The sequence below is a fragment of the Mycobacterium intermedium genome (assembly GCF_002086275.1).
In the GTDB taxonomy this organism is placed as follows: Bacteria; Actinomycetota; Actinomycetes; order Mycobacteriales; family Mycobacteriaceae; genus Mycobacterium; species Mycobacterium intermedium.
On the sequence record NZ_MVHT01000013.1, the window covers coordinates 66,905 to 92,569 of the forward strand.

General features: G+C 65.0%; 18 protein-coding genes and 2 pseudogenes. 7 read left to right on the plus strand and 13 right to left on the minus strand.

Translation table 11 applies throughout. The annotated features are described in order from the left end of the window. Positions 1 to 149 precede the first annotated feature (149 nt). Together eccCa and eccB are read right to left on the minus strand one after the other, a co-directional pair. Positions 150 to 4,322 (minus strand): type VII secretion protein EccCa, encoded by a 4,173-nt coding sequence (eccCa, locus tag BST27_RS07340; RefSeq protein WP_069418432.1) that lies wholly within the window; start codon positions 4,320 to 4,322, stop codon positions 150 to 152. Further along, entirely contained in the window at positions 4,319 to 5,833 is a 1,515-nt protein-coding gene (eccB, locus tag BST27_RS07345) for a type VII secretion protein EccB (RefSeq protein ID WP_069418433.1), read from the minus strand. Before eccB ends, eccCa begins: the two co-directional genes overlap by 4 nt. A 359-nt stretch (positions 5,834 to 6,192) precedes the next feature. Here eccB and malQ point away from each other — a divergent pair, with 359 nt between their 5' ends. From malQ to BST27_RS07360, 3 genes are all read left to right on the plus strand, one after another. Beyond that, entirely contained in the window at positions 6,193 to 8,367 is a 2,175-nt protein-coding gene (gene malQ / locus BST27_RS07350; RefSeq protein ID WP_069418434.1) for a 4-alpha-glucanotransferase, read from the plus strand. 7 nt (positions 8,368 to 8,374) lie between these two features. Then, the gene (locus BST27_RS07355) at positions 8,375 to 8,860 is read left to right on the plus strand and encodes a nuclear transport factor 2 family protein (protein WP_069418435.1); all 486 of its coding nucleotides are present in this window, start codon (positions 8,375 to 8,377) and stop codon (positions 8,858 to 8,860) included. Between the two features lie 188 nt (positions 8,861 to 9,048). After that, complete coding sequence (locus BST27_RS07360; RefSeq protein ID WP_079219870.1) at positions 9,049 to 10,830, plus strand: molybdopterin-dependent oxidoreductase; 1,782 nt, start codon at positions 9,049 to 9,051, stop codon at positions 10,828 to 10,830. A gap of 17 nt (positions 10,831 to 10,847) precedes the next feature. On the opposite strand, the gene BST27_RS07365 is transcribed toward BST27_RS07360, so the two are convergent. After that, entirely contained in the window at positions 10,848 to 11,276 is a 429-nt protein-coding gene (locus BST27_RS07365; RefSeq protein WP_069418470.1) for a type II toxin-antitoxin system Rv0910 family toxin, read from the minus strand. Between the two features lie 84 nt (positions 11,277 to 11,360). Further along, the gene (locus BST27_RS07370; RefSeq protein WP_069418436.1) at positions 11,361 to 11,927 is read right to left on the minus strand and encodes a hypothetical protein; all 567 of its coding nucleotides are present in this window, start codon (positions 11,925 to 11,927) and stop codon (positions 11,361 to 11,363) included. 189 nt (positions 11,928 to 12,116) lie between these two features. Between BST27_RS07370 and BST27_RS07375 the strand changes: the two genes are divergently transcribed. Further along, a complete protein-coding gene (locus tag BST27_RS07375; protein WP_069418437.1) occupies positions 12,117 to 14,033 on the plus strand; it encodes a DUF4407 domain-containing protein in 1,917 nt (638 codons plus the stop codon). Between the two features lie 226 nt (positions 14,034 to 14,259). Further along, entirely contained in the window at positions 14,260 to 14,700 is a 441-nt protein-coding gene (locus tag BST27_RS07380; RefSeq protein WP_069418438.1) for a DUF6941 family protein, read from the plus strand. Between the two features lie 69 nt (positions 14,701 to 14,769). Here BST27_RS07380 and BST27_RS07385 read toward each other — a convergent pair whose 3' ends face one another. Next, positions 14,770 to 15,984, minus strand: coding sequence for a cytochrome P450 (locus BST27_RS07385; protein ID WP_069418439.1), 1,215 nt, complete (start codon positions 15,982 to 15,984; stop codon positions 14,770 to 14,772). A 174-nt stretch (positions 15,985 to 16,158) separates the two neighbouring features. On the opposite strand from BST27_RS07385, the gene BST27_RS07390 reads away from it, so the two are divergent. Beyond that, entirely contained in the window at positions 16,159 to 16,713 is a 555-nt protein-coding gene (locus tag BST27_RS07390; protein ID WP_069418440.1) for a TetR/AcrR family transcriptional regulator, read from the plus strand. A gap of 24 nt (positions 16,714 to 16,737) precedes the next feature. Here the strand turns inward: BST27_RS07390 and BST27_RS07395 are convergent, their stop codons facing one another. After that, the gene (locus BST27_RS07395) at positions 16,738 to 17,547 is read right to left on the minus strand and encodes a DAPG hydrolase family protein (protein ID WP_069418441.1); all 810 of its coding nucleotides are present in this window, start codon (positions 17,545 to 17,547) and stop codon (positions 16,738 to 16,740) included. After that, positions 17,547 to 18,887, minus strand: coding sequence for an FAD-binding oxidoreductase (locus BST27_RS07400; RefSeq protein ID WP_069418442.1), 1,341 nt, complete (start codon positions 18,885 to 18,887; stop codon positions 17,547 to 17,549). The genes BST27_RS07395 and BST27_RS07400 overlap by 1 nt, the downstream gene beginning before the upstream one ends. 67 nt (positions 18,888 to 18,954) lie before the next feature. Here BST27_RS07400 and BST27_RS07405 point away from each other — a divergent pair, with 67 nt between their 5' ends. Continuing rightward, the gene (locus tag BST27_RS07405; RefSeq protein ID WP_069418443.1) at positions 18,955 to 19,701 is read left to right on the plus strand and encodes an IclR family transcriptional regulator; all 747 of its coding nucleotides are present in this window, start codon (positions 18,955 to 18,957) and stop codon (positions 19,699 to 19,701) included. An 82-nt stretch (positions 19,702 to 19,783) separates the two neighbouring features. On the opposite strand, the gene BST27_RS07410 is transcribed toward BST27_RS07405, so the two are convergent. The 6 genes and pseudogenes from BST27_RS07410 to BST27_RS07430 form a co-directional block, all read right to left on the minus strand. Then, entirely contained in the window at positions 19,784 to 20,077 is a 294-nt protein-coding gene (locus BST27_RS07410; RefSeq protein ID WP_079219871.1) for an ANTAR domain-containing protein, read from the minus strand. A 227-nt stretch (positions 20,078 to 20,304) separates the two neighbouring features. Continuing rightward, positions 20,305 to 21,669 carry a wax ester/triacylglycerol synthase domain-containing protein gene (locus BST27_RS07415; protein WP_069418444.1) on the minus strand — a complete coding sequence of 455 codons (1,365 nt, stop codon included), beginning with the start codon at positions 21,667 to 21,669 and terminating at the stop codon, positions 20,305 to 20,307. A gap of 106 nt (positions 21,670 to 21,775) precedes the next feature. After that, positions 21,776 to 21,853 (minus strand): annotated as a pseudogene (locus BST27_RS34970) (hypothetical protein); the annotation flags it as partial. Positions 21,854 to 21,958: 105 nt separating this feature from the next. Continuing rightward, positions 21,959 to 23,245, minus strand: a complete 1,287-nt coding sequence (locus BST27_RS07420; protein WP_069418445.1) for a D-arabinono-1,4-lactone oxidase — start codon at positions 23,243 to 23,245, stop codon at positions 21,959 to 21,961. Between the two features lie 91 nt (positions 23,246 to 23,336). Beyond that, the gene (locus tag BST27_RS07425) at positions 23,337 to 24,569 is read right to left on the minus strand and encodes an amino acid deaminase/aldolase (RefSeq protein ID WP_069418446.1); all 1,233 of its coding nucleotides are present in this window, start codon (positions 24,567 to 24,569) and stop codon (positions 23,337 to 23,339) included. A gap of 175 nt (positions 24,570 to 24,744) precedes the next feature. Then, positions 24,745 to 25,665: pseudogene (locus BST27_RS07430) on the minus strand (PE family protein); the annotation flags it as partial.

Below are 25,665 nucleotides of genomic sequence, written 5' to 3' on the forward strand. Positions count from 1 at the left end.
TTATTAAGGACGTATCTTCGGCGAGCCGTGATCGCGCCCAAAGATATGAACGTTCATAGGATTGCGCCCACCCCGGGCTAGCGAAATCTCCGACCCAAAGCATTAGGGCCCGGCGGAGAACTCCGCCGGGCCCTGATGCATCTGGCTAGCTACTGCTTGCGTAGCTCGGTGGCCGCAACCTGTACGAACACGCCGGTGTCTTCTGCCATCAGCAGGCCTCGACCGCGGGGCAGCGGGCCGCCCTTCATCTTGCCGCGGATGAAGCCCTCGTCGGGGTCGGCGTCCATCACCAGCAGCGGCGCATTCGCCTGGTGCAGCGCCCTCAACATCGGGTCGCTACCCGCCGAGGACCAGCCACCGAACGTGCGGGTGACGATCACGTGCAGCCCCAGGTCGGCGGCCCGGTTCACGAACGGAACCACCTTGTGCAGCGGCGAGTCGAAGCCGGGCGGCAACTGCTGGATGTCGTCGACGATCAGGAAGATCTCCGGGCCGGTCCACCAGGCCCGCGACAACAGCTGCTCGGCGGACAGCCCGGGCGGGGGCTCCCGGCCGGCCAAGGCCGCCGACAGCTCACCCATCATCTGAACGACGCCGTCGAGGTTGTATGCGAACTTCTCCACATAGTCCGAACCCAGCTGGGTCAGCAGCTGACGACGTGGGTCGATCAGCCATACCTGCGCAGAGGGCTTTCCGGGCGGAGGCGGCGGCGCGCTGCTGGCGCCGGGCGCATACAACCGCCCGATCTCGCTCATGATGGTGGCCAGCGTCGTGGTACGCCCGCATTCGCGTCGGCCGGTCACCATCAAGTGCGAGTTCTCGGCGAAGTTGAGGTAGACCGGAGCCAGGTCCAGTTCCGATATCGCCCAAGCGATCCCGCCGGCACCGACACCTTGGCGGGTGTCCCGCGCCGCCAGTTCGCGCACCTGCTCCACGCCGAACCGCGCCGGAAGCCGACGCACGATCGGTGCCCGGCTGGTGGTGAGCCTGCTGACCGCGGCAACCACGCTGTCGCACTCGAACACGTTGTCCGGAGTGTTGGACATTGCCGGACGAGCCACCAGGGTGTGCAGGCCGGCCTGGGGGTCACTGTCGAGGCGGATGTAGTTGACCGCGACCATCCCGCGCCCCGGCTTGGGCGGAACGTCCTTGGCGAACCGCGAACGGACCAGCTTGGCGTCCTCGACCGCGGCCAGCCGCAGCTCGACCCGGGAACCGAAACCGCTACGCACCGGCGGGCGCAGTTCGGACTCGCGATCGGCGGTGACAACCACGTGGACGCCGAACGAGGGCCCCTGGTTGATGAGCACGTTCACCTGCTCGATCAACACCTCGTTTTCCTCGGCGAGTGCGCGGTAGTTGTCGATCACCAGGTAGACATCGCCGAACCCATCGTTGGGCACCGGGCCGGCTTCCCCACCGAACTTGCGACGTCGGAACATCTCCATCGAAGCGATGCCGAACTCGAGGAAGCTGCGCTTGCGCTCGCGTACCAGGGCCAGCAACTCCGACACCGTCCGGCGCACACCGTAGGGGTCGGTGGGCCCCGCCACCTCGCCGACGTGCGGCAGCTTCGCAACGGTGGTCAAGGCGGTGCTGCTGTACGCCAGTACGTAGAACTGCACCTGTTCGGGGGTGTGGGTCAACGCCGCCGCACAGATCAGGGTCTGCAGTGCGGTCGTCTTGCCCGAACCGCCGGCGCCCAGAATCAGCACATTGGCACCGGGGCCCGAGGTATCGACCGTCCACGGTGGTTGGTCGTGTTTGAACGGACGGTCGATGATCCCGATCGGGAACACCAGGTCTCGGGCCGTGCCGTAGTTCTGGTGCCAGGGGCGCCCGAGGAACCGGTTGACCAACTCGTCGATGGCGACGGGCTGGGTCAGCGGCGGCTGCCACAACCGGTAAGGCTCGAAGTTGATCTTGCGCAACTGATCGATGATCACCGTGCCGACCTTCGGCGTCCTGATCGCCTCTTCTTCTTCGTCGACTTCTTCGGGCTCGATCACCTCGCCATTGGCGTAGGCGGCGATCGGCTCGATGGCCGCCTCGGGACCGCCACCCACGCTCACCTCGAGCGGCGTGAAATCGTTGGTGAACAGCTGCGGGCGAACGTAGTCGATGCTGTGCACCAGGACCGGCGCTTCTTCACCGTCGACGGTGACACCGCGGAAGTAGTCCCGCCACAAGAACTCGGCCTGGAAACGAATGATGTCGTCGAGGCTCCGACGGAAGTAGCCCAGACCGGCTTGAGCCGGCAGATTCACCGCGTTGGGCACACCGGCGGCTTGCGCAGCCCCGGCGGTACGCGCCTTGAGCACCAGGCGGTAACCCATGTTCTCCATGAGCTTTTCCGCCCGGCTCTCGATGGTCTGCGAGGCCATCATCAGATGGATCCAGTAGGCACGACCCTGCCGGCCGATCGAGTCGAGGACGTCCACTGCGGTCGGCATGATCCGGAACCACTCGTAGAACTCGTCGATCACGACGACGAGCATCGGCAACGGCGCCATGTCTTGGCCGCGGGCCCGCATCCGGGCGCGGACCGAGTTGTACTCCTTGGCGTCGTCGACGCCGGCGCTGTCGCAGATGGACTTGCGGCGCGCGATCTCACCCCACAGCGCATCCAGGAAGCGCTCCATCAACGCCTGGTCTTCTTCCAGGTCGGTGATGATGCGGGAGACGTGCGGGACTCCGGCAAAGGGCTTGACCGCGGACCCACCCTTGAGGTCTGCCAAGACGAACTGCAGCTCCTCCGGCGGGTGGCCGAGCATCAGCGACTCGATCACGGTTCGCACCAGGGTCGATTTACCCGAACCCGTGGTACCCGACATGACGCCGTGCGGTCCGTCGCCGCCCTCGTCGAGGGACTTCATGTCCAGGAACAGCAGTTCGCCGTTGTCGGACCGGTTGCCGAAGGGTACGCGAAGCCGGGACCGGCCCATGGAGTCGGTGCGGCTGCCCCACAACGAGTCGAAGTCGATATTTCCTGGGTCATCAATCCCGTAGTAGGACAAGATGTCTCGGGCACCGATGTGGGTCACCCGCTGGCCGATCTCTTCGTATGCCTCGGCAAGGCGCCACTGGGCCAGCTTCTGCGCGAACTCCTCCGCCTCGGCGCTGCTGAACTGATCGGCGAGGGCGAAGAACCACGCGTTGTCGTCGATCACCATCCAGGTGTCGCGGTCACGGGGCAGCGCTTCGATGATGCCGACCTCGTCGAACTTCAACTTGCGCTCCGGGACGTCGGACCACATCGCAGAGCCGGTCAGATCGAAGAACGTCACCCCGTCGACGCCTTCGGCGCTGATCACGTATTCCCATTGCGGGTCTTCGACGTCCGCGATGATCACGGTGTGCGGGGTCGGGCACTGCGCCGACGAACTCGCATGCCGAGGGGTGAAAGACCCACGGCCGGCGAACAATTCGGCTTGCTCGGCGGCGAACTCACGAACCGAGCTGTAGACCATCCGGGCGTTGCCCGCTGCGTCCTGACGCCGCGCGTCACCGAAGTGCGGCAGCCATTTGACCCAGTCCCAATCCTCCAGGTTGGAACTGACCACGATCATCTGCATGTGGTCCGGTCCGTGGGAGAACGCCAGTTGGCAGATGATTGCGCGCATCAAACCCAGCGCCTGCTCCCGCGTCCCGACCAGCGAGTACCAGGGTTCGACGAGGACGGACACCATCTTCGGCAGGTTGTAGACGACGCTTTGATAGCGACCGAACTCCTGCAGCGCCTTGCCGGTTACCGGCTCCAACTCGATGTCGGTCGGCATGTTCTGCGGCTCGCCCCAGGTCACCTCGGGACGCGTCATTCCCACGCCGACCCGGACAACGCCAAAATTGAGGTCCTTGCCGTCAGGTTTGCGTTCCCACATGCGCGGGGATCCCACCGAGGCCGCCAACGTGTTGGGCGCCGGGTGGTACCACCGGTAGTTGGCGTCCATGCTGTCGGCGGACTCCTGCGCGGTGTCGCGCAGCATGTCCAGCATCAGCATGAACTGGGCGCGCATCGCGTCCAGCTTCGGCCGGCTCATCTGCTGCTGTCCGCCGCTGACGCCGCGGAACATCATCAGCATCATGCCGCCGACCATGAAGATCGGGAAGATCGAGCCGACGCCGCCGAACACGTGTGAACCGCTGGCGAACGTCATGGCAACCATGCCGCCCAGCAGACCGATCACCACGACGCCGACGACGATCAACCACCACGGCTTGCCCTCTGGCGGAGGGATGCTCAGCGGCGTAGGTAGGACGATGTTTTCCGGCTTGATGACCGGGGGCTTCTCCGGTGTCGGTCGGGCAAAACCACGTTTCACTTCGGTACCACCAACTCTGCAGGGGTCATGTCCATCGGAAGGGTGTCGTGCTCAACTAACGCGTCCGCACGTGACAGCGTGGGACCTTGCGGTAGCAGGCGCAGCGCCACCCACGGCGCCGGGCTAGGCGTCAAGCTCAGGCCCAGAGCGTCCCGGGCTTCCTTTGTGTCGTCTACGCCGAACCGCGCGCCCGCCTGGGTAATCCACCACAGCGATTCCGTCGTCTGAGCGGCGGGGTTGTTGCCGGTGACGGCCACGAAATTCGCGTAGTTGGGCCCGAAGAAGACCTGGTCCGCCGAGCGGCCAGTGGTGTCCGCCTTCACCAGGGTCACCACCTTTTTCAAGTCGGACGCCTTGATCGGCAGCGTCGGCCCGGACACCACCTGAATGCGCGCGCGGTTCTCGCCAGCGGTCCGTTCCCACCACCAGCAGGTCGACGGATGCTCGCGCAGGTCCTGCACGTTAAGCGGGCTGTCGGGGTAGGACGACAGATCCAGGCGGTTGACCACCGGCATCTTCGCCAACGCCGACGGTTCGACCGTCACCGGCTTTCCGGAGCGTCCGGCGTTGGTCAAGATCTGGGCCACCAACGGTGGGAGCGACTGCACACCATCGGTCAGGACCAACGAATACTGTTGCGGCCCACTGATTTGCGGCGTGACGATGACCGTTCCCACCGGTCCCGGTGCGCCCGGGAAGGTCGCCGGCGCGTTGGCATTGGGCACCTCCGGCACCAGAAGTTCGGGCCCGACCGGCAGCGCGTCATACAACGCACGGCTCATCGGCTTGGCCTGACTGACCTGCTCTGGGGTGAGCCCCAAGGGCAGCAGGACCGACCGGTCGGTGGCGTCGATCTTGGACCGACGTCCTTCCCGGACCACCCAGGTAGTCCCCTCGTAGCTCAAGACCACGGCGTCCGACCCGCTCAAGACCTTGCGGTGGTTGGTCAACTCGGGCGTGCCGTTGATCACCGTCACCGTCACGCTCTGTGCGCCCCCGACTCCCGACGAGGTGTCCACGGTGTCGCACACCAGCCACGACGATTCCGACGGACTCTTCGGAGAGAACTGCGACGGAGCACCCGGAATACCCACCAGAGGCCCGTGCGGCATGGAGGTGATCTGACTCGACTTGACCTGTTTCGGGTTGTCCGGACGGCCGGCGATCAGCCGCGCCGACGCCAGATTCAGGGCCGGGTACAACCTGTCGCCCACGCGGACATACAGCGCGCCAGAGTCTTTGTCGGCGATGATCGCCGAATCGTTGATCTGGCCCGACGGGCTGATGAATGACCACAGCAGCGCCCCTAGGCAGATCAGCAATGCCGCCGATATCGACGCCACCACCGACAGCGTCTGGCGCCGTCCCGGTTCGATCTCCATCCGGACCCGCCAACGGGTCAACGCCATTGCTGTCCGACGCGCCAGGAACTGATAACCCGTCACCTGGGTCCGCGTTGACAACCCGAGGCCGTATCCCGACCCCCGCTGTCCGCGGCTCTCTTCAGCCACGTTAGATCACCTTCCGGTCTACTCCGAACGCCTGAAATATTGACCTGCACGCTTGGCCCTCGGGTTGGCGAGGCCAATCACATCGATAACCGTAAGGCACCCGCGCGGACCTTGCCACGCAGCGCAGGGTGCGCGGGATCCCCCGAGTATTTCAATGTGTCGTTCCAGGGGCATGGTAGCTACGAATGGCCGAATCGGCCTGTCGAAGCGTTCACTTCGGTGTGTACGTTGCTGACCTGCTAAGAAATGATACGACGCTGTTCGCGCCGCCGGGGTCGTACGGGTATTCCGGTCAAACCGAACGTCCGACTACCCGGTGCGGGCCCCGTGCGCCCGTTGTTGGACGCAAGAAGGGGCACATGACTGAGCTGGCACCCTCGCTCGTCGAACTTGCTCGGCGGTACGGCATTGCCACCGGATATCAGGACTGGATCGGCCACTACGTCGAGGTCTCCGAGCGGACGCTGGTGGCCGTCCTCGCAGCTCTGGGCGTTGCCGCGGCAACCGAAGAGGAACGCAATGCGGCGCTGACCGCACAGGCGCGAGGCTACTGGGCGCGCTCGCTGCCGGCCACGGTCGTCGGGCGCGCGGGTGCCCAGACCCGGTTCTGGGTGCACGTCACCCACGGAGCCCCCGCCGACGTGTGGTTACGGCTCGAGGACGGCACGCAACGAGGCGGGATCCTCCAAGTCGACAACTTCACTCCCCCCTTTGATCTGGACGGAAGGTTGATCGGTGAGGCCAGCTTTGTGCTGCCCACCGATTTGCCGCTGGGCTATCACCGCATCCATCTGCGATCCAACGATGACGAGGCCGACACCGCCCTGATCGTGACGCCCGACTGGGTGGGGCTCCCCGACAAGCTCGGCGGCCGGCGGGCCTGGGGATTGGCCGCCCAGCTCTACAGCGTGCGGTCCAAACAGTCGTGGGGCATCGGGGACCTCACCGACCTGGCGGACCTCGCTCTGTGGTCGGCTGCGCAACATGGCGCCGACTACCTGCTGGTCAATCCACTGCACGCCGCCACACTTCCCGCCTCTCAGACGGGTCGCAAAGGCGACTCGACCCGGATCGAGCCCTCGCCGTACCTGCCGACGTCGCGACGGTTCTTCAATCCCCTCTACCTCCGCGTGGAGGCCATACCCGAAATAGTCGACCTGCCGAAACGCGCCCGGCTGCGGCAACTGCGCGAGGATGTGCAACGTCACGCCAAACGCCGCGATGCGATCGACCGGGACACCGCATGGGCGGCCAAGCGCGCGGCGCTGAAACTCATCCATCAAGTGCCGCGCACCGCCGGCCGCCAGCTGGCCTACGACGCCTTTTGCGCCCGCGAAGGGCGCGCATTGGACGACTTCGCCACCTGGTGTGCGCTGGCCGAGGAGCACGGTGGGGATTGGTACCAATGGCCCAAATCACTGCGGCACCCGGACGCGCCGGGGGTCGCCAAGTTCGTCAACAGGAATAAGGAAGCGGTCGATTTCCATCGCTGGCTGCAATGGCAGCTCGACGAGCAGCTTGCCGCGGCACAGTCGCAAGCCCTGCGTGCGGGAATGGGGCTGGGAATCATGCATGACCTCGCCGTCGGCGTCCACCCCACCGGTGCCGACTCCTGGGCCCTGCAGGACGCCCTGGCTCTGGGCGTGACGGCGGGCGCGCCGCCGGACGAGTTCAACCAACTGGGCCAGGATTGGTCGCAGCCGCCCTGGCGTCCGGACCGGCTCGAGGAGCAGGAGTACCGCCCGTTCCGCGCGCTCATCCGGGCGGTGCTGCGGCACGCGGGCGGGGTACGCATCGACCACATCATCGGGTTGTTCCGGCTGTGGTGGATCCCCGACGGTGCGCCGCCCACCGAAGGCACCTACGTCCGCTACGACCACGAAGCGATGATCGGCATCGTCGCGCTCGAGGCGCACCGGGCCGGAGCCGTCGTCGTCGGCGAGGATCTGGGCACCGTGGAACCGTGGGTGCGCGACTACTTATTACTACGCGGCCTGCTTGGAACGTCGATCCTGTGGTTCGAGCAGGACGGGGATGGCGGCGGACCGCTTCCAGCCGAGCGCTGGCGCGAGTACTGCTTGTCCTCGGTGACCACTCACGACCTGCCGCCGACCGCCGGATATCTGACCGGCGACCACGTCCGGCTGCGCGAGCGGTTGGGATTGTTGACCCGGCCGGTCGAGGCTGAACTAGAGGCCTCGAGGGTCGAACGCGAGGCGTGGTTGGCCGAACTGCGCCGCGTCGGGCTCCTCGAAGATGGCCAAGACGACCCTGAGGACACGATCCTGGCCCTCTACCGCTACCTGGGCAGAACACCCTCGCGACTGCTGGGCGTTGCCCTCACCGACGCGGTCGGCGACCGCCGGACGCAGAACCAGCCCGGCACCACCGACGAGTACCCGAACTGGCGGGTCCCGCTGACCGGCCCCAGCGGCAAGCGGATGCTGCTCGAGGATGTGTTCACCGACGCCCGGACGGCCCGGTTGGCCGAGGCGGTGCGCGCCCAGATCGACCCGGCAACCGAGGGCCCGTGAGTCTGACGTGAGTCTCCCGCTACCCCTACGGGCCACCCTCGGCGATTTGGTACACCGCTATGCGGCCTACGTCGATGACCGCCAATTCGATTCCATCCCTGCACTTTTCACTCCAACTGCCGAACTCGTCCTACCCGAACCGCCGGCCATCTTGCAGCCGACCCGGTCACACGTAGGGTTGGACGCCATCGGTCGGGCCGTGGCCGCCGTCGCCCAGACGTTGCGTACCGAACACGCGATCGTCGGCGAGGTCTATGAGCAGAGCCTGCAGGCGGACGAGTCGCACGCGCGGGGGCGGATAGCGTGCGTCGCGCACCACTGGAGTGAACGTGCGGACCAATTGGTCGACGTGATCTGGCATCTGCGCTACGACGACGACTACGAGCTAACCGACGCCGGGTGGCGGATCAACCGACGGGCATTGACGATCAATGCCATCGAGACTCGGCCGGTGCGGCGGGTGCGACCAGCCGATCCGGCCGACCCGTTGTAGCCGAAATCCCCGATTGCCGTCGGAAACTAGGTACTTCGCGCTCAATAGAGTTTGCTAGCAGCGACGCGTGCGGCTTCCTGCCGCGCTCGTCGTAGCCCTTCGTGACCCGATTTTGGGTTTTTACAAGCGTCTTCGTGTATTTTTGCTCAAGGTGAACCCAAGGAAACCGGTCGCATGAGGGGCAGAGAATGACTGAGCAGATCCAGGCGCCGTCCCGGCCCGGCAGGACCGCCCCCGAGCGGCAACTGGGCGTGGACTACGCCAGTGAGGTCCACGGGGCCGAGGACGTCGTCGACGTCGAGACTTACGGCGGCGGGTTCGACCTGACCCGCAGGGCCACGGCGCCCAAGTTGCGGGTCGGCCGCGACAAGTGGTTCAACCTGCTGTGGCTGATCCCGATCGGTTTTGCGCTACTCGTCGCCGGTGTGGCGATCGGCAAAGGCCTGCACAACATGCCGGCGGTGCAGTCGTTCATCCAGCGGTACCCCGGGACCAATGAGCAGTCCAGCATCGCCGGACGTCCCGCCTGGATCGGTTGGACGCACTTTTTCAACCTCTTCATGATGATGTTCATCATTCGATCTGGAATTCAGATCCTGTGCGATCACCCGCGACTGTATTTCAGCCGCAACGCCACGCCCGGTAAAGATGAGTGGCTGCGGGTGGGTCCGCCGGTCCCGGACGACCCATTGTGGACCGCGAATTCCGACACCGTCGCATTGCCACCACAATTCGGCCTACCCGGATTCCGTCATTCGATCGGACTCGCGCGGTGGTGGCACCTCGGCATCGACGTCCTGTGGTTACTCAACGGGGCAGTCTTCTACGTCTTGTTGTTCGCCACTGGGCAATGGCGGCACCTGGTGCCGACGAGTTGGGACGTTTTCCCCAATGCCGCGTCCGTCGCGCTTCAGTACCTGTCGCTGGACTGGCCCACGGACAACGGGTGGGTGGCCTACAACGGGCTGCAGTTGCTCACTTATTTCACCACGGTTTTCATCGCCGCCCCGGCTGCGTTGATCACCGGACTCGGAATGTCGCCGGCGTTGTCGCAGCGGGTGCACTGGCTCAGCAAGCGACTCAGCATCCAGCACGCGCGCTCACTGCACTTCCTGGTGCTGGTGTACTTCCTGTTCTTCATACTCGTCCACGTCACAATGGTTTTCGCGACGGGCGCCCTGCGCAATCTCAACCACATGTTCGCCGCGCGTGACGACAACAGCTGGGTGGGATTCGCGGTTTTCACCGTCGCGATGGTGGTGGTGGCCGTTGGCTGGGTGGCGGCCACTCCATTCACGATTCGGCATCCGCGGGTGGTGCAACGCGTGGGCTACGCGTTGGTCGGGCCCTTCCAGCGAGTGCTAGAACGCCTCAACCCCAAACCGGGCGCGTTCACCGACAAAGACATTTCGCCCTACCACTGGCGTAACGGCCGGTTGCCGGAGACCGTCGAGTACAAGGAGCTGGAGAAGAACGACTTCAGGGACTGGCGGCTGCGTGTCTACGGTTTGGTCGAAAACCCCACGGCATTCTCGCTCGAGGACCTTAAAGCGCTGCCCTACCACGACCAGATCACGCAGCATTTCTGCATCCAGGCCTGGTCGGGAGTCGCGAAATGGGGCGGAGTTTCGATGCAGACGATCATGGACATCGTAAAGCCGCTACCCGAGGCCAAATGGGTCGTCTTCTACTCGATGGGCGAGGGCGCCACCGGCGGCATCTACTACAACGCACACCCCATCGAGCAGATGGGCCACCACATGAGCATGCTGGCCTACAACATGAACGACCAGCCGCTCCCCTATCTGCATGGCCGGCCGCTTCGGTTACGCAATGAGCTGCAGCATGGGTTCAAGCAGGTGAAGTGGATCAAGGGCATCGAATTCGTCGCGCACTACTCCGAGATCGGCAGCGGTTACGGCGGATACAGCGAGGACCACAAGTTCTTCGGCCGCCACCAAACGCTCTAGTCCGTCACCAACGCCGGTTACTGCAGCGCGGCGAGATTCTCCACCGACTCGCGCACGTCGGAGCGCAACACGCGGGCGACGAGCTTGCCGACGGGCCCACTGAGCAGACCGCCCTTCAGATCCGCGGTGAGGTGGAAGGTCGAGCCAGGGTCGTTATCGGTGACGACCATGGCCAGGTCGATGCGTACCCCGCCGCGGCCGCGGCCCTTCAACTCGATGCTGTGCGGCTCGTCGTAGTGGGTGACTTCCCAGTGGATGACGTTGCGGAAGCCCTTCACCTTGATGCATGAGGAGACACATGTTCCTTCTTCGATGGTCGACGGGACAGGGCCACGCCAGCCGCTGAAAATCGTCATCCACTCGTCGAAGCGCTGCAGGTCGGAGGCCAGCTTCCAGGCGGCCAACGGGTCTACCTCGGATGTCGTCGAAACCTCTACCTTTGCCATGCGCTGCATTCACTCCTCGGGGCCAGCTGTTGGAGTTACATACCCGGGCCTTGCCGCGCCATAAACCGGCAGAGATCGTCAAGACTAAGCAGGACCGCTGTAGCCGTCGTCGATTTTGCTCGCGATATCGATAACCATCGCCGCCTGTGATTCCGGTGCGTCAACTTCCTTCGCGACGTATTGGGCGATAAATCGCCGGATCTCACCGTCAACCCCGGCCAAGATGCGCAATACCTCGCCGCGCAGCGACTTTGACGACACATTGACCGTGATGTCCGACGGTCGTGGTTTGGCGACATCGACGATCAGCAGCAACGGCTCGGCGGCGCGTGCTGTTGCGCGCAGTGCGATATCACCCGCTACCACGAAGTGTTGCTTGTCCAGTCGCAGGTCCAGCAGCAGGTCGATGGTCAACGGAATGTGAATGACGAAGGTGATCAGCTCACCGAGCTTTCGCGTGACCCGCGGATCGTGGACCTTCACCTTCGCGCTGACCTTGGCGATACCGCCCGGTCCCTGCGCGATCGGCTCCATCTCAAACTCGCTACCGGCGATGCCGCCGAATCCCGCGGCTACGCGATCGGGGGTGACGGCCTGCTCGAAGAATCTGCGGCCGAACTCTTCGTAGCTGATGTAGTCGAGATTTTGCATAGGCATATACCGTCTCATGCCACCTGCCGATCCGGTTGCTGATCCCACCGCGTCGCTGGGATTTTGCGAATCGGTGTGACGTTCGTCATGCCCGATGGGTTTGTGAACAACACCACAAGGGGCCCCCGAAATTCGGTGTGTCGCGGTGCGGCCTGCCACGCTGGAGACCTTGGAGGTGTTTGAAGTCTGATGAGCGCCCACGAAATTCTCGAGCAGCGCTCGGCCGCAGCACGACTCGGCGGGCTGTTCACCTGGTTCGGCGGCGGGCAATGGCGCGAGCTCGGCGAATCCCATGAACGTTCCACGCATGCTGTCGCCGGCGCGGTTGTGGCGCTGGGCGCCGTGCTGGCATGCCTGTTCGCGGGCTTGGCGGTGAACGACTCAGCGAGCTTGCCTGTGTGGACAGTACTGGTGGCCGGCCTGGTCTTCGGCTTGGTGGTCGGCGCGGTGATCCGCGGTACGGTCAGTGGCCCCGCTCGGGGCCCACTCAGCGTTGCGGGGCGCGCCGTCGTCGCTGTCGCGGTCGGGGTGATCGTCGGCGAGCTTGCCTCGGTGGTGATGTTCTCCGGTTCGATCGATCGACGGTTGCAGGAGCAGTCCTTACGTGCCGCCGACTCCGTACCGGCCGTCGTACAGGCAGAAACGACCCTGAGGCAGGCTCGGGATGCGCGCGCGGCGCTGGACAACACTGTCGAACAGGCTCGCGCCCAGGTAGACAAGGCGTTGATCGTCGCCCGCTGCGAATACAACCCCACGCCTGCGTGCCCGCAAACGCGGATAACCGGGATTCCCGGTCAGGGGCCGGAGACACGGTCGTCGAACGAGCTGTTGGCCGACGCTCAGCGGGAATTGGACAACGCCTTGGCGGTACGCGACCGCCAGGCCTCGGAACGAGACGCCGCGGTCGCCCGCAGCGAACAGGCCCTGGTTGCGGCACGCGATGCGGCTATCGCGCACGACGGTGGTGGCCTGGGCGCACGCTGGGTCGCCATGAATGAGCTGACCCTGGCCGGCGCGGGCGCGCTATTGCTGCGGGCGCTGACGCTGGCGTTCTTCGCTCTGCTGTATTTGTTGCCGTTGATTCTGCGGCTTTGGCGCGGTGAGACGACGCACGATCGACTCGCGGCCGCGCGTGCCGAACGTGAGCGGGCCGAGTTGGCGGCACAACGCGCCGAGCTGGAGGCGGACGCGGCGATCGCGATCAAACGGGCTGAGGTTCGCCGCGAAGCCGAAATCATGTGGGCCGAGCACCAACTCACCCAGACCCGCCTCGCCATCGAGGCACAGGCCGAAATCGACCGCGAGCAGCAACGTCGTCGCGTTGCCGAAGCGCTCGAGGCCCCGGTGCGCGCCATGGCGGAACGTACCGTCGAGCCAGAGTTGGCGTCAGGACTCCAATCAGGGCTCCAATCAGGGCTCCAATCAGGGAGGGAAGACATGTACTTGCCGATCGCCGCCGAAGCCGAGGCCGCCAGTCGCGCCATCGCCGAACTGCCGGCCGGAGAGCAACCACGTACCGAGCGTGTGGAGCATGCGGAGGTCGAGCCGAACCTGCCCGCGCCCGTCGAGACCGGCGGCTCGGTGGCGTCACAACACGAGGAGCGGGCGTCATTGATCCCGTCGCTTCCGGACGCCACCAAGGCCGCCGCCCGATGGATCCGTCCGTTGGTTCCGCCGTTCGTCGCACGGGCGATCGACAACACCACCGCGCCCCTGCGCAGCGCCCGTCAAGTCTTTGAAGAGGTTGAGGAGATTGCGTTTTCGCTGAAGCGCACGCGGAAGGTGACGGTCAACACCGAGAGCTCGGAGGGCGCAGGCAGCCCGAGTCCGGGCCGGCATGCGGTTGAATCCGACACCGCCGCCCCACGGGTGGAAGCGAACCGGGTCGCCTCGTCGCGCGGGGATATCCGCGCAGACACCGGCGTCCAGAGCTACCAGGGGCTCGGCGGTGACGCGGAGTACGGGTCGTTGCACCAGGCGCCCACGCGCGACCTGGCGGGGCTTGCCGCGAGTCCGCAAGAGCGCCGGCGAGAGCTCGTGGAGCGCGAGGGGCCGCGCGAGCTGCGTGCCCCCGAAGGCCCCCGCGAGCTGCCTCCCGGCAAGTAGACAGCGGCTCGGCTGGGGTGGCTGCAGGGAGCGAAAACCGGCCGCGTGGGCGGCATGGCCGGAGCGTATTATCCAGCAGACGGGTGCACTGGCTTGGCCCGCCATTCGGGCAATTGCATACGGATTGGGAACAGGACGGGGATCTCGTGACGCTCCTGAGAGTGGCAGTCGCGACACCGCACTTCGCGGTGTCGACCGGCGAATCAACGGCTCGGCCGGCGACCGCATGAAAGTCAGCCTGTTTCTCGCGGACGCGGCGCAAGCCGATGCCGCATCGGGCAAGGTGCATGCGCTTGGCCTGGGCTGGCGCCAGTGTCAAACACCCACGCCCCCTTTTGCTTTGGTGCTGTTTCTCGATATCGACTGGGACGAAACGAATCAGCAGCACAAGTTGACGTGCCAACTGCTCACCACCGATGGCGAACCGGTGGTAGTGATGGGACCGCAAGGGCCGCAACGGATTCTGTTCGAGGCAGCGGCCGAGGCCGGCCGTCTGCCGGGGGCTATTCACGGCACTTCGGTTCGAATGCCCCTCACGCTGAATATCCCTGGCGGGATTCCACTGGATCCTGGGATTTACGAATGGCGGGTGGAGGTCGAAGGTTTCGAGCAGGCGACCGCAGTCGAGGCGTTTGTGGTACTGGGCGTGCCGCATCCGCCGGCTTGACCTGGTTTCCGCTGGCGTCGAACCCGCTGGTTGGCAGGACGGAATCGGTCGTGCCAGTTGAAAATTCAACTACCTGACCCGTAGTTCGAGGTGCTCCAGACGCCGCACCATCAGGCTGGCCAACCAGGGCCCGACATCGACCGCCTCGATCAGCTGGGTCCGCTCCAGCAGCAGCGTCAGGACGATGCGGGCCTCCAAGCGCGCCAGTGCGGCACCGATGCAGAAGTGAGCGCCTTTCCCGAAAGCGATGTGTCCCTTGCTCGCAGCCCGATCCAGTCGGAACTCATCGGGGGTCTCGAAGTGGCCGGGGTCTCGGTTGGCCGCGCCCCACAACAGCAGCAGTCGTGAGTCTGCGGGCAACTCCACGCCACTCAGGGTGGTGTCGTTCAGCACATGCCGGTAGTGCCCCCGGAACGGGGGCTCGTAGCGCAATGTCTCCTCGATGAATACCTCGAGCAACTCCGGGTGATCACGCAGCCGTCGCTGAATGCTGGGCCGGTGAGTGAGTATCCATGCCGCGCTGCCCAACAATGACGCGGTGGATTCGCCGCCGGCGGCAAACAACGTGATCATCATGACCTGAGCTGCCACCGGGTCCAGGACCCCGGATGCGCAAGCGTTGGCCAGTTCGCCGAGCAGATTGTCCTGCGGGTCGGTGGCGGCGCGGGCGAAGTGCTCGGCGATGTAGCCGCTGAGTTCCATGACAGCGACGCCGGCGGCGGCCAGTTGGTCCTGGCTAACCAGGCCTTCCAGCAGTTGAGTAGCCGCATACCCCCATTTCACGAGTTGTGCGGCGTCGGAGTCGGGTACGCCGATGAGGCGGGCGACGACCATCATCGGCAGGCGGTTGGCCATTCCGCCCATCCATTCGATCTGTCCGTCGCGAAGTCCTTCGGTCCACAGCCGGTCCGCCGTGGCGGCTGCGAATCGCTCGATGTCGCGAATTCGCTTGGCCGCCAGGTGACGCACCAGCAGTTTTCGGTGTACCGCGTGGGCGGGGTCGTCGGCAGTGGCCAGGACATGTGTGGGCCCGCCAAGCGGATCCATCTCGAACGGGACCACGGTGCCCTCGGCCGTGTAGGTCATCGTCGCAGTCAGATTCGACGAGAAGTCTTCGGGACGACTGATGGCTTCGTTGACCGCATCCCAGGTACACACCGCGTAGAAGCCCGAGTCCGCGATCCGGTGGACCGGACCGGCGTCGCGCAGGCGCTCATAGAGCGGGTACGGATCCTGTATGCACTCGGCGCTGAAGAGCGCGCGGGCATCACTTGCGACTATCACTTTTCCAGGTTGATTGGCCGCAATCTCGAGGTCAACGGTATCGCGTCAAGTTGATACCGCCGCCCGGCGGGCCAACGGGTCGCCGTCTCATCCCGGAGTTCTGACCTGCGAGAATTGGGTGGAATGCCGGCAATTCCGTCTCAAGCTGCGAAAAGGCCAGGAAGGACATGCCACGTGCCTGGTGCCGATTGGTTGGTCGGGGGTGATCGTCGCGCCGCGGCCGCAGAACGAATTTATGCGGCGGCCGCCAGTCTCATCGCACGCGACGGCATCAACAATCTCGATATCGACAAGCTGGCCAAAGCGGTCCACTGCTCGCGAGCAACCATCTACCGCCACGCCGGCGGCAAAGCGGACATCCGCAACGTCGTACTCGCCAGGGCAGCCGCCCGCATCGCAGACTCCGTGCGCGCAGACGTGGAAAATTTGACTGGACGCGAGCGAGTCGTCGCCGCGATTCGGTTGTCGCTCCGGCAAATCCGCGCCGACCCGTTAGGCCAAACCATCATCTCCGCGATCCGCGGCGGTACCCGCGAGGTGGCCTGGTTCGCAGAATCACCGTTGCTCGCCGACTTCGCCACCGATCTCGCCGGGCTAGACGGTGCAGATCCGCTCGCCGCGAAATGGGTGGTACGAACTGTGCTTTCGTTGATGTACTGGCCCACCGAAGATGACGAGGTCGAACGGCGGCTCGTCGAGAACTTTGTCGCACCGGCGTTCGCGAAGTAGAAAGCGAGTGCGGTCAGGTACGGGTCACTCGTCGCCGAAAGCCTCGTAGAGCTGCGGTAGGAATCCGGCGAGATGATTCATCTCCTGCGCGCAGTGCACGATCAGATTCCGACCGCTGGTCGCCGAATCGCCCAATATCCGTGCCGCGATGGGGCGCACCGCCTTTGACGCCACACCAGGTGCCTTGCGAACTGCGATATGTGAACCGCCCATCCAGAACCGGGAACGCATCTCCGACCCGTTCTTCGTCGATCGGACGTGGTGGATGAACCATCCGACATCCACCGGGACGTCACTGGCACCCAACCGGGCACAGATCGACACGGCCTCGCCGCTGTCGGGTGGACAACCCATCTCCTCGGGTGCAACAAATTGAATCGCCCCGTTGAGCAGCGACGAGCCGATGTACTCGCTGATCAACGACCAACGGCCAATGTAGCGTTGGGAACCCTTGCGGTCGCCGTCGTCACCATCTTTCCAAGCGGCTGAAAGGTGGGCTCGCGGATGCCAGAGCTTGTAGCGGCGGGTGTCACTGCCGTGCCAGCCGAACCACCATGACCACATCGCCGGGGTGACGCCGGGCATGTCGGTCAGGACGGATACCTGGTAGCCGCCATCGGGCAGAACCCCGTACCCGTTTTCGGTCTGCTGGTATCCGTCGTCGGCCACGCTCGCGGCGTCCTCGAAAGCCAACAACGCCATCTCTCCTTGCGGGCCATGCTCCAGAGCCTGGACGACATGCCTTGGCAGGGGCGCCATTTCGGCATTGAAGTAGTCGGCCCACGGTGTGTTCGCGTCGTCACCGCGGTAGCCGAGGTAGAGGTCGCTGGCCATCAGAGTCGTCCCATCCAGCTGTTGAACAGGCCATCGGGGTCGTATTCGCCGCGTACTCGATCCAGCTTGGCCATGGCCGCATCACTGGCGAACCGTGCCGGACGCTGCCCTAGGTTCTCGTCGGCAAGCTGGATTCCGACGGCCAGGTCGGACATCGCCACCATGTTGGACCGCGCCCAATCGCCGTACTTGGCCTCGTCCGCCGGGTCCTTCCACGAACCGTAGAGCGCCAGATAGATGTCGGCTTCGATGCTGTAGGCCATGTCTTGACGTGGAGGTACCGGTCCCCAGTTCAGCCAGAGGAAATGGGCCGGATGCCCGGGCATCGTGTCCAGGATGTTGTGGATGCCTGGCAGCAGGTCCTCGGCGGAGGCCGAAGTCCACATGTTGTCCACCGCGTAATAGTGGTCCGACAGGTAGTGGCTCATCGCCACGTCGTACCAGGTAGGCAAATCGGTTGGCAGGTAAGGGATTTTGACGAGCGCCTGATCAGCGACCGGGCAGGTGCCGAAAAGGGCGAGGGCCTGTTCGGCCTCGGCTTCCGAGTCGGCGAATGCGGGCGAGGCAAACGTGATGACGGGGACGTCGATGCCCATGTTCGGTTCACCGCGAGACGCGACGGCCTGCAGCTCGACGCGGGGGTCGACCTCGGCGCCGACCGCGCGGGCCCAGGTGAATACCTCGTCGGCAAGCTCGAACGGGTACACGTACACGCTGGTGCCGCAAACAGCCGGCTTGGGATACAGCTTGAGGTAGAACGATGTCACGACCCCGAAGAACCCGGGCCCCGCGCCCCGCGCCGCCCAGTAGAGGTCGGGGTGCTGATCCTCGCTGCAGTGCACCTGCTCGCCGTCGGCGGTGATCACGTCGAGGCCGATGACGCTCTCCACGGCCGGCCCGTAAATGCGGCTGTTCCAACCGTATCCGCCCTGCAGCAGGTAGCCGCCGAGGCAGACGCCTTTGCAGTGGCCGCCTGGGAAGAACAGGTTTTCTGCCTCCAGGTCGGCCATGAGCAGGCTGCCCCCCTTACCGGGACCGGCGACGGCAACACCCTTTTCGGCGTCGATGCCGGCGTGATCGAGGCGACTGACGTCGAGCAGGACCGATCCGTCGCGCAGATGGCTGGCGGCGAAACTGTGTCCGCCCGAGACGATGCTGACCCGGTGGCCGTTGGCCTTGGCATAGCTCAGCGCCGCTTTGATGTCGTCGGCGTCGGTGGCCTGGACGATCACTTCGGGATATCGCGTCGGCACGCGTTGGTGCCAGACTGTCCCCCGACGGGCCTCCTCGTAACCGTCATCACCACGGAAGTAGTGGCGCCCGGCGGGTAACGCACTCATCCAGACCTCCTATTAGGTCCACAATCCGGATCTTTAAAGTCCGTGATGCGGTCACTATAGTGGAACCGTGGGGCAAACGGAACGGCATTCAGCAACCAATCGCGACGAGGGGATACAGGTACTGCGTCGGGCCGCGGCCGCGTTGGACGAGATAGCCGCGGAACCGGGAACCTTGCGGCTCGTCGACCTCGGCGAGCGGCTGGGTTTGGCCAAGTCGACCGTGCGTCGGTTGATGGTCGGCCTGACCGAAGTCGGGTTGGTCAGTGCGGACTCGCATGGCCGATTCTCGCTCGGTGAGCGCTTGCTGGGATTCGGCAGCTCCACCGGCGCGCACATCTCGGCGATATTCCGACCGACCATCGAACGGGTAGCGCGCGCAACCGACGGTGAAACAGTTGACCTGTCCCTACTGCGCGGCCACCGCATGTTGTTCATCGACCAGATCGAATCGACACACCGCCTTCGCGCGGTTTCGGCCGTCGGAGTCCGATTCCCGTTGGACGCAACGGCCAACGGAAAGGCGGCGCTTGCCGCGCTGGACGACGCCGATGCCGAGGCGGCACTTTCCCGGTTCGACGCCGAGACAGCCGATAAGCTGCGCGACGAGGTCGCCGAGGTCAGGCGCACGGGAATCGCTTTCGACCGGGACGAACACACGCAAGGCATCTCCGCGGCGGCGATTGCCAAGCGCATCAGCGGCGACAACGTGGTGGCGATCTCGGTGCCAACTCCAACCGAGCGGTTCCTCGAGAAGGAGCAGCGCATCGTCGCGGCATTGCGCGCAGCCGCCGACTCGCCGGCCTGGACACGCTGACCATGTGCCAACACGTGGCCGCAGAACGAAGTCAGCGCGGCCGCGGTACTTCCCCATTACCGCGGCCGCGCTCACCCCGCGTCTAACCAGTTGGCACCGGGGATCCGGCGAACAGGTGACCCCACTCGTGACGAGCCGCCGACTGAGCGTCCACAAGTGAGTGCGCCGAGTCGCGACCATCGCCGGCAAGGTGGACCAGTGCCCATGCCATCGCGAATATCGGAACTCGGTGTCGCTGTGCGGCAGTGTGTAGTTCGTCGAAGGCCGCCTCGGAGCGGCAACGACGGACACCCATGAGAATCCCCCGTGCAGTGTCGAGTATGCGGCCGGAGTCTGGACCCCACGACAGATGTGCGGGAGCCCAATTGGACGTCATACCGTGTCTACCTCCCAATAAGCGACCCACCGATCCGCACCAGCGACTGAGGCGAACATCCTCGTTGCTGATTGCGGCATCTCGCCGGTGCGGGCGTAACGCCGCACCGTGCAATGATTTGTGCATATCGACCGCGGTGCCAGACCGTCGCAGACATTGATATGGGTCTGTGACCATCCCGGTATCGGCCTGAGGTACCCGTTCGATTGCGCCGCGCGTGGCTCCAATTAGGTTGCAAGGGCGAGAACTTCGTCAAATCCAGCGACGATGCACTCATGAAAGACGTCGTAGTCGGGGATCGCGGCGGTGTCGACATTGATACCCAATGAGCAGGTGTCGACATACGTCAACAACGTGATATTGACCGCCGCGCCGATCGTGGGACCGAACGCGTACTGTGCGCGCACCGGCGCGCCGCCGAGAAAAACCGGTACCGGGATGCCGGGGACGTCGCTTGCCGTGAAGTCGACGTGCCGCAGGACCGAGCCGATGTACCACCGTGGCATCAGGTTGAGCATGCCCGCGATCAACTGCGTGTAGGGCAAGGTTTTTTCGTGGCGCACCGCGGTCGCGCGCTGGTGTATGGCCTTGATCCGTTGTGCCGGGTCGGCCTCCCCGGCGGGAACGTCGAACCGCATCAGCGTGATTTGGTTTCCCCCCATGTCGTCGGTTTCTTTCCGGAGACTGATCGGCATCGACACATGGAGGTCGCCAACCTCAACATCGTGCTTTTCGTGGTAGACCCGCAGGCCGCCGGTCACTGCCGCGACGAATGCATCGTTGAGTGCACCGCCGCACCGATGGGCCGCTTCGCGCAGTTGTGGCCGCGACACCTCGTACACGTCGAGATGACGGGTCAAGCTGCGCTCCTTTGTCAGCGGAGAGCCGGTGCTGTTGATGGGCCGGACCGTCCGATAGATCGATGTCGCGTGGGCCGCGGCCGATTGCACCGTGGCAAGGGGCCGACGCACACCGTCGTAGAGGAGTCGGGGCGCCCATTTGGCTGCGGTCGTCACCCCGCCGGTCAGCAGAGAAGTGTTGAAGCGCAAGGTGTCGCGATATTGTCCGAACCGGGCGGGCCGCGGCGCCTCCGCTTCGTCCGGGAGTGGCGCATGCTCGGGCACGTCTTCCGAGAGGTCGAAGAGGTTCATCGCGATCTGGACGCCGCCCACACCGTCGGTCAGGGCATGGTGGAATTTGCAGATCAACGCCGCCGCACCGTTTTCCAACCCGTCGACCAATGTCGTCTCCCACAATGCCCGAGCCCGGTCGAAATCCTGCATCGCGGCGACCCGGGCCATCTCGAGCACATCGGCGAGCGTGCCGGATCCCGAGATGCTCACTCGCCGCAGGTGATAGTCCAGGTCGAAATCCGCGTCATACTCCCAGCGGGGCGGTGCCGGCGGCACAGATGCGACCACGCGCTCGCGGAACATGGGTAGCTTGCGACTTATCGCATCGAAACGTCGGCGGACCTCATCCCAGTCCGGGGCCCGGTCCAGCACGATCACACTCACCACGGTCGACCGTAGTCGCGGATCGCTTTCCATCGCCCAAGTGAACGTGTCGCTGTTGCGCATGAATTCGGCCATCGGGTCCTCCCGACCATAACCTACGACGAGCGACGAACGTTGTCAGTAAAATACTGGCCAGCAAGGACTTTCGTCCCTGCAAATGGGGCCATCAGTCCCCGCCGTGCTAGCAGCCGAGAACCCGCCGCGGGTAGTCGTTGAGGAAGACACGATCGGGGTCGAGTCGATCCCTGACGGCCGCGAATGGTGACTTTGGTCCCTACAGCGGGGGTCTTCGGTCAATCCGACCGAGCCAGCACAATGTCGCTGTTTGGTTGTGCCGCAGCAATTTTAGGGTTGGCTCATTGGCTCAGTTGCCGAACACCCGGCGGGTGTAGTCGTTGAGGAACGTCCGGTTGGGATCGAGTCGATCGCGGACCGCGATGAACTTGTCCCAGTCGGGATAACGGTCCCGCAGCGTCGCCGCATTCTGGTAGTGGCGCTTGCCCCAGTGCGGACGTCCGGTGTAGTCGTCCATGATTTCCTCGACGGCCCGGAAGTAGTTTTCGAACTCCATGCCGTTGAATTGGTGCACGGCGATGTAACAGGTTTCGCGCCCATTCGCCGTCGACAGGAAGGAGTCGTCCCCTGCTGAAAAACGCACCTCGAGCGGGAACATGATCGGCAGCTTGCGACGGCGCACGAGTTCGATGACCCGCTGGACCGCCTCACGGCCGTGCGCACGCGGTATCGCGTACTCCATCTCCGTGAACCTGACGTTGCGTTGCGTCGCAAAGACCCGATAGGCGCGGTCTTGGGTGACGCCGTCCGACATCTGGCCGGCCATGAAGCGGTTCAGCCGCGGCGCCAGGTGAGGGAAACGGCGGCCGGTCTGGCAGACCAGGCTCAGCCCCCGGTTTTCCAACTCTTCACCCACGGTGCGCTTCCACTCCGGTGTCGGTTTGGGTTCCTCGTCGCTGCGCCGCATGGTGCGAGTCAGGGCCGTATCCGCGTAGGGGAAGACGAAGAACTCGAAATGGTCGTTGCCCTCGACCAATTCGTCAAGGCGGTCCAGGGTTTCGGCTAGCGGGCGCTTCTCGTCACGGCGGTGCAACGTGAACAGCGGAGCCACTCTGAGGGTGACCTGCGAAATGATTCCGAGGGCCCCGACCGCGACCCGTGCCGCCAGGTAGTCGTCGCCCTCGGACAGGCTCAGCACCTCACCGCTGGCGGTTACCAACCGCAGCGAGACGATGTTCGCCGATAGGTTGGTAAATCGCAGGCCCGTTCCGTGGGTCGCGGTGGAGGTCGCGCCGGTGATCGATTGGGGATCGACGTCGCCCTGATTCTCCAGCCCGAGTCCGAGCCGCTCTAATTGGGGCCCCAGCTGGCGAAGCTTTGCACCACCCTCGACCGTCACCAGGTTCTTCTCGGGGTCCGATCCGACGATCCGCTGCAAGCCGGTCAAATCGAGCATGACGCCGTCCGTGCAGGCACAGTCGGTGAACGAATGACCGCTGCCGACGGCACGTACCCGCTCCCCTCGCTTGGCTGCCTGCGCAACCACATCGGCCAGCTCGGCTTCCGAAGTCGGCCGCACAATCGACGACGGCGCACACAACTGGTCGCCCGCCCAGTTGCTCCATCTTTGAGTCACCGCACCAACTCCCTTGTTAGCGAATTGTGATTCTCTGGTTGAGATTCCGGGTCAGCGACACCTGTTCGACTGTCCCGCAACGATTTCAGCATCAGAGGAAGGTCCGTCCCTCACCCCGGTAGGTCGGCACGGTGGCCACGATTTCGGCGCCGCGGACCAAGTACAGGCGGTCGAAACGCTCACACAACTCGCCGGACTTCGTGTGACGGAAATAAACCTTGTCGCCAATCTTCAGTCGGGTGGCGGCAGCGCCGGTCAGCGGTGTTTGGACCTCGCCGGTGCCCTCTATCGGGTTGAGGTTCAACCCGATCGGCAGGTAGGGACTCGGCATACGGTCCTTTGCGCCAACCCCACTCGCGAGGTAACCGCCGCCCAGCGCGGTCACCGTTTTCTCGTCTGGCCTGCGGCATATCGGCAGCGCGAACATCGCCGCCGGTTGCAGGGTGAACGAGGAGTAGGTGTCGAACAGCGTTGGCGCATAGAACCCGGAGCCCGCGGTCGCCTCGGTCATCGCCGGCTCCTGGGCCACCAATTGCAGGTCGCCTGTGCCACCCGCGTTGACGATCTTGAGGTCCGCCACTTCGCGGACGAGTTGGACGGCGCGAGCGCGTCGTTCGCGCAACTCCGCGATTGACCGACGCTGCATCCAGCCGACGATGGCGTTTTGGACGTGCTTGCCGGCGACTCGATCGCCGAAGCCCGCGATGTGGCCCTCGTAGGACATCAGTGCGACGAGTTTGAGGTTCGGTCGTCGCGCAATATCCTCCGCGAGGGCCCGCGCCTGCTCGGGGGTGTGCAGCGGTGAACGCCTAGGTCCGATCTTCACGCGACCCCCGGCGGGCCAGTAGCCGGCGTCGAGATCGATGCACAGCCGCACCGGGTTAGCGGTCACGCTTTCGATCAGATCTAGGTGCTCGACGCTGTCGACCATCACGATGGGCGCCGTATCGGGGCGCTCGGCCGTGAGTTCGCCCAACTCGCGCAGCGCCGCCCGGTCGGTGCTCGGATAGGCAAGTAACAGGTTTTCGAAGCCGTGACCGGCCAGCCACAACGTCTCGGCCAGCGTGAACGTCATCAGCCCGTCGAATCGGTCATTCGAGTCGAGGATCTCGCGCTGTAACGGCCTGCAGCGCACCGACTTCGAGGCCACCCGGATCGGCTTGTCGCCGGCCCGCGACAGCAACTGCTCGGCATTGGTCCACATCGCGTCGAGGTCGACGAACGCGAACGGCGCATCCAGTTCCGCGAATGCTTCTTCGTAGCGGCGCAGCCGGCTCGCCGCGTCCAGGCGCGCCGACCCTTCGCGACCAACCACCTCGTGCACGCCGTCACCTTACTGAACAAGGCGTAGTTCTTACAGTGCGTTTGCCGCGTTGCGCCGCGCGATTCGCAAATCGTGATCCAACGATGTGCGGTTTGGCTGATTGCGGGCGATCGCTTTCAGCGAGAGATATGCAAAGTGCCCATTTGCACTGCGCCGGGCATCGAGTAGGGCGCGGTCACGGGGCGCCGTTCGGCCCGCTTTCCCCGAACAGCAATCCTCGTCGACCGCCCGCCCCGCCGTTGCCACCATTACCGCCGAAGCCGTAGACGAATCCGCCGTTGCCGCCGTTGCCGCCGGAGGCAAACAGAACGCCACCGGCGCTGGTGGACCCACCGTTGCCGCCGTTCCCGCCGATGCCGAACAGCAGGCCGGCCCAGCCGCCGTTGCCGCCGTTGCCGCCGACCGGCTGCTGATTCGCCGGAACGAAGGTGGTCTGCCCGGCACCGATCCCGCCGCCGCTGCCGCCGGTGCCGCCATTGCCAAGCAGGAAGGCTTGACCGCCGGCTCCGCCGAATCCGCCGGACCCGGCAAACCCGACATTGGTGTTTCCGGGGCCCCCGTCGCCGCCGATCCCGCCGCCGCCACCCGGCCCGCCGTTGCCGTAGAGGTATCCGCCTTGGCTGCCCTGTCCACCGAGGCCCCCGACACCGCCCGTGCCACCGTCCACGAGGCCCTTTCCACCCATTCCTCCCGCGCCGCCCGTGCCGCCGCCCGCGCCGTTGCCGAACAACCCGGTGGACCCACCGTCCCCGCCGGCTCCGCCGTGACCCCCGTAACTCGCGTCCGCCAACGCATTGCCTACGAAGGCATTTCCGCCGTCACCGCCAGCCCCACCCAGGCCGGGAGCGCCGTACAGCAGTCCACTCTGGCCACCGCGGCCGCCCTGGCCACCCACGCCGCCGACACCCTGGACGGTGCCGTCCGGAAACCCGCCCTCACCGCCGGTACCGCCGGCGCCGCCGAAGCCGAACAACGCCGCACCGGAGCCACCAGCCCCGCCACTCCCACCGACGCCGCCTGACGGCACCGCGGCACCGGAAATGCGAGGTGCGAGGTCGCGATCGCGATACTCTTGCCGGGGTTCGACAGGCGACGG

Bases quoted from the DNA above. Each gene is read 5' to 3' on its own strand.
- BST27_RS07365 (WP_069418470.1), bottom strand. From the start codon at position 11,276: ATGGCAAAGGTAGAGGTTTCGACGACATCCGAGGTAGACCCGTTGGCC.
- BST27_RS07410 (WP_079219871.1), bottom strand. From the start codon at position 20,077: ATGACGTCCAATTGGGCTCCCGCACATCTGTCGTGGGGTCCAGACTCC.
- BST27_RS07370 (WP_069418436.1), bottom strand. From the start codon at position 11,927: ATGCAAAATCTCGACTACATCAGCTACGAAGAGTTCGGCCGCAGATTC.
- BST27_RS07415 (WP_069418444.1), bottom strand. From the start codon at position 21,669: ATGGCCGAATTCATGCGCAACAGCGACACGTTCACTTGGGCGATGGAA.
- BST27_RS07375 (WP_069418437.1), top strand. From the start codon at position 12,117: ATGAGCGCCCACGAAATTCTCGAGCAGCGCTCGGCCGCAGCACGACTC.
- BST27_RS07400 (WP_069418442.1), bottom strand. From the start codon at position 18,887: ATGAGTGCGTTACCCGCCGGGCGCCACTACTTCCGTGGTGATGACGGT.
- malQ (WP_069418434.1), top strand. From the start codon at position 6,193: ATGACTGAGCTGGCACCCTCGCTCGTCGAACTTGCTCGGCGGTACGGC.
- BST27_RS07360 (WP_079219870.1), top strand. From the start codon at position 9,049: ATGACTGAGCAGATCCAGGCGCCGTCCCGGCCCGGCAGGACCGCCCCC.
- BST27_RS07380 (WP_069418438.1), top strand. From the start codon at position 14,260: ATGAAAGTCAGCCTGTTTCTCGCGGACGCGGCGCAAGCCGATGCCGCA.
- BST27_RS07395 (WP_069418441.1), bottom strand. From the start codon at position 17,547: ATGGCCAGCGACCTCTACCTCGGCTACCGCGGTGACGACGCGAACACA.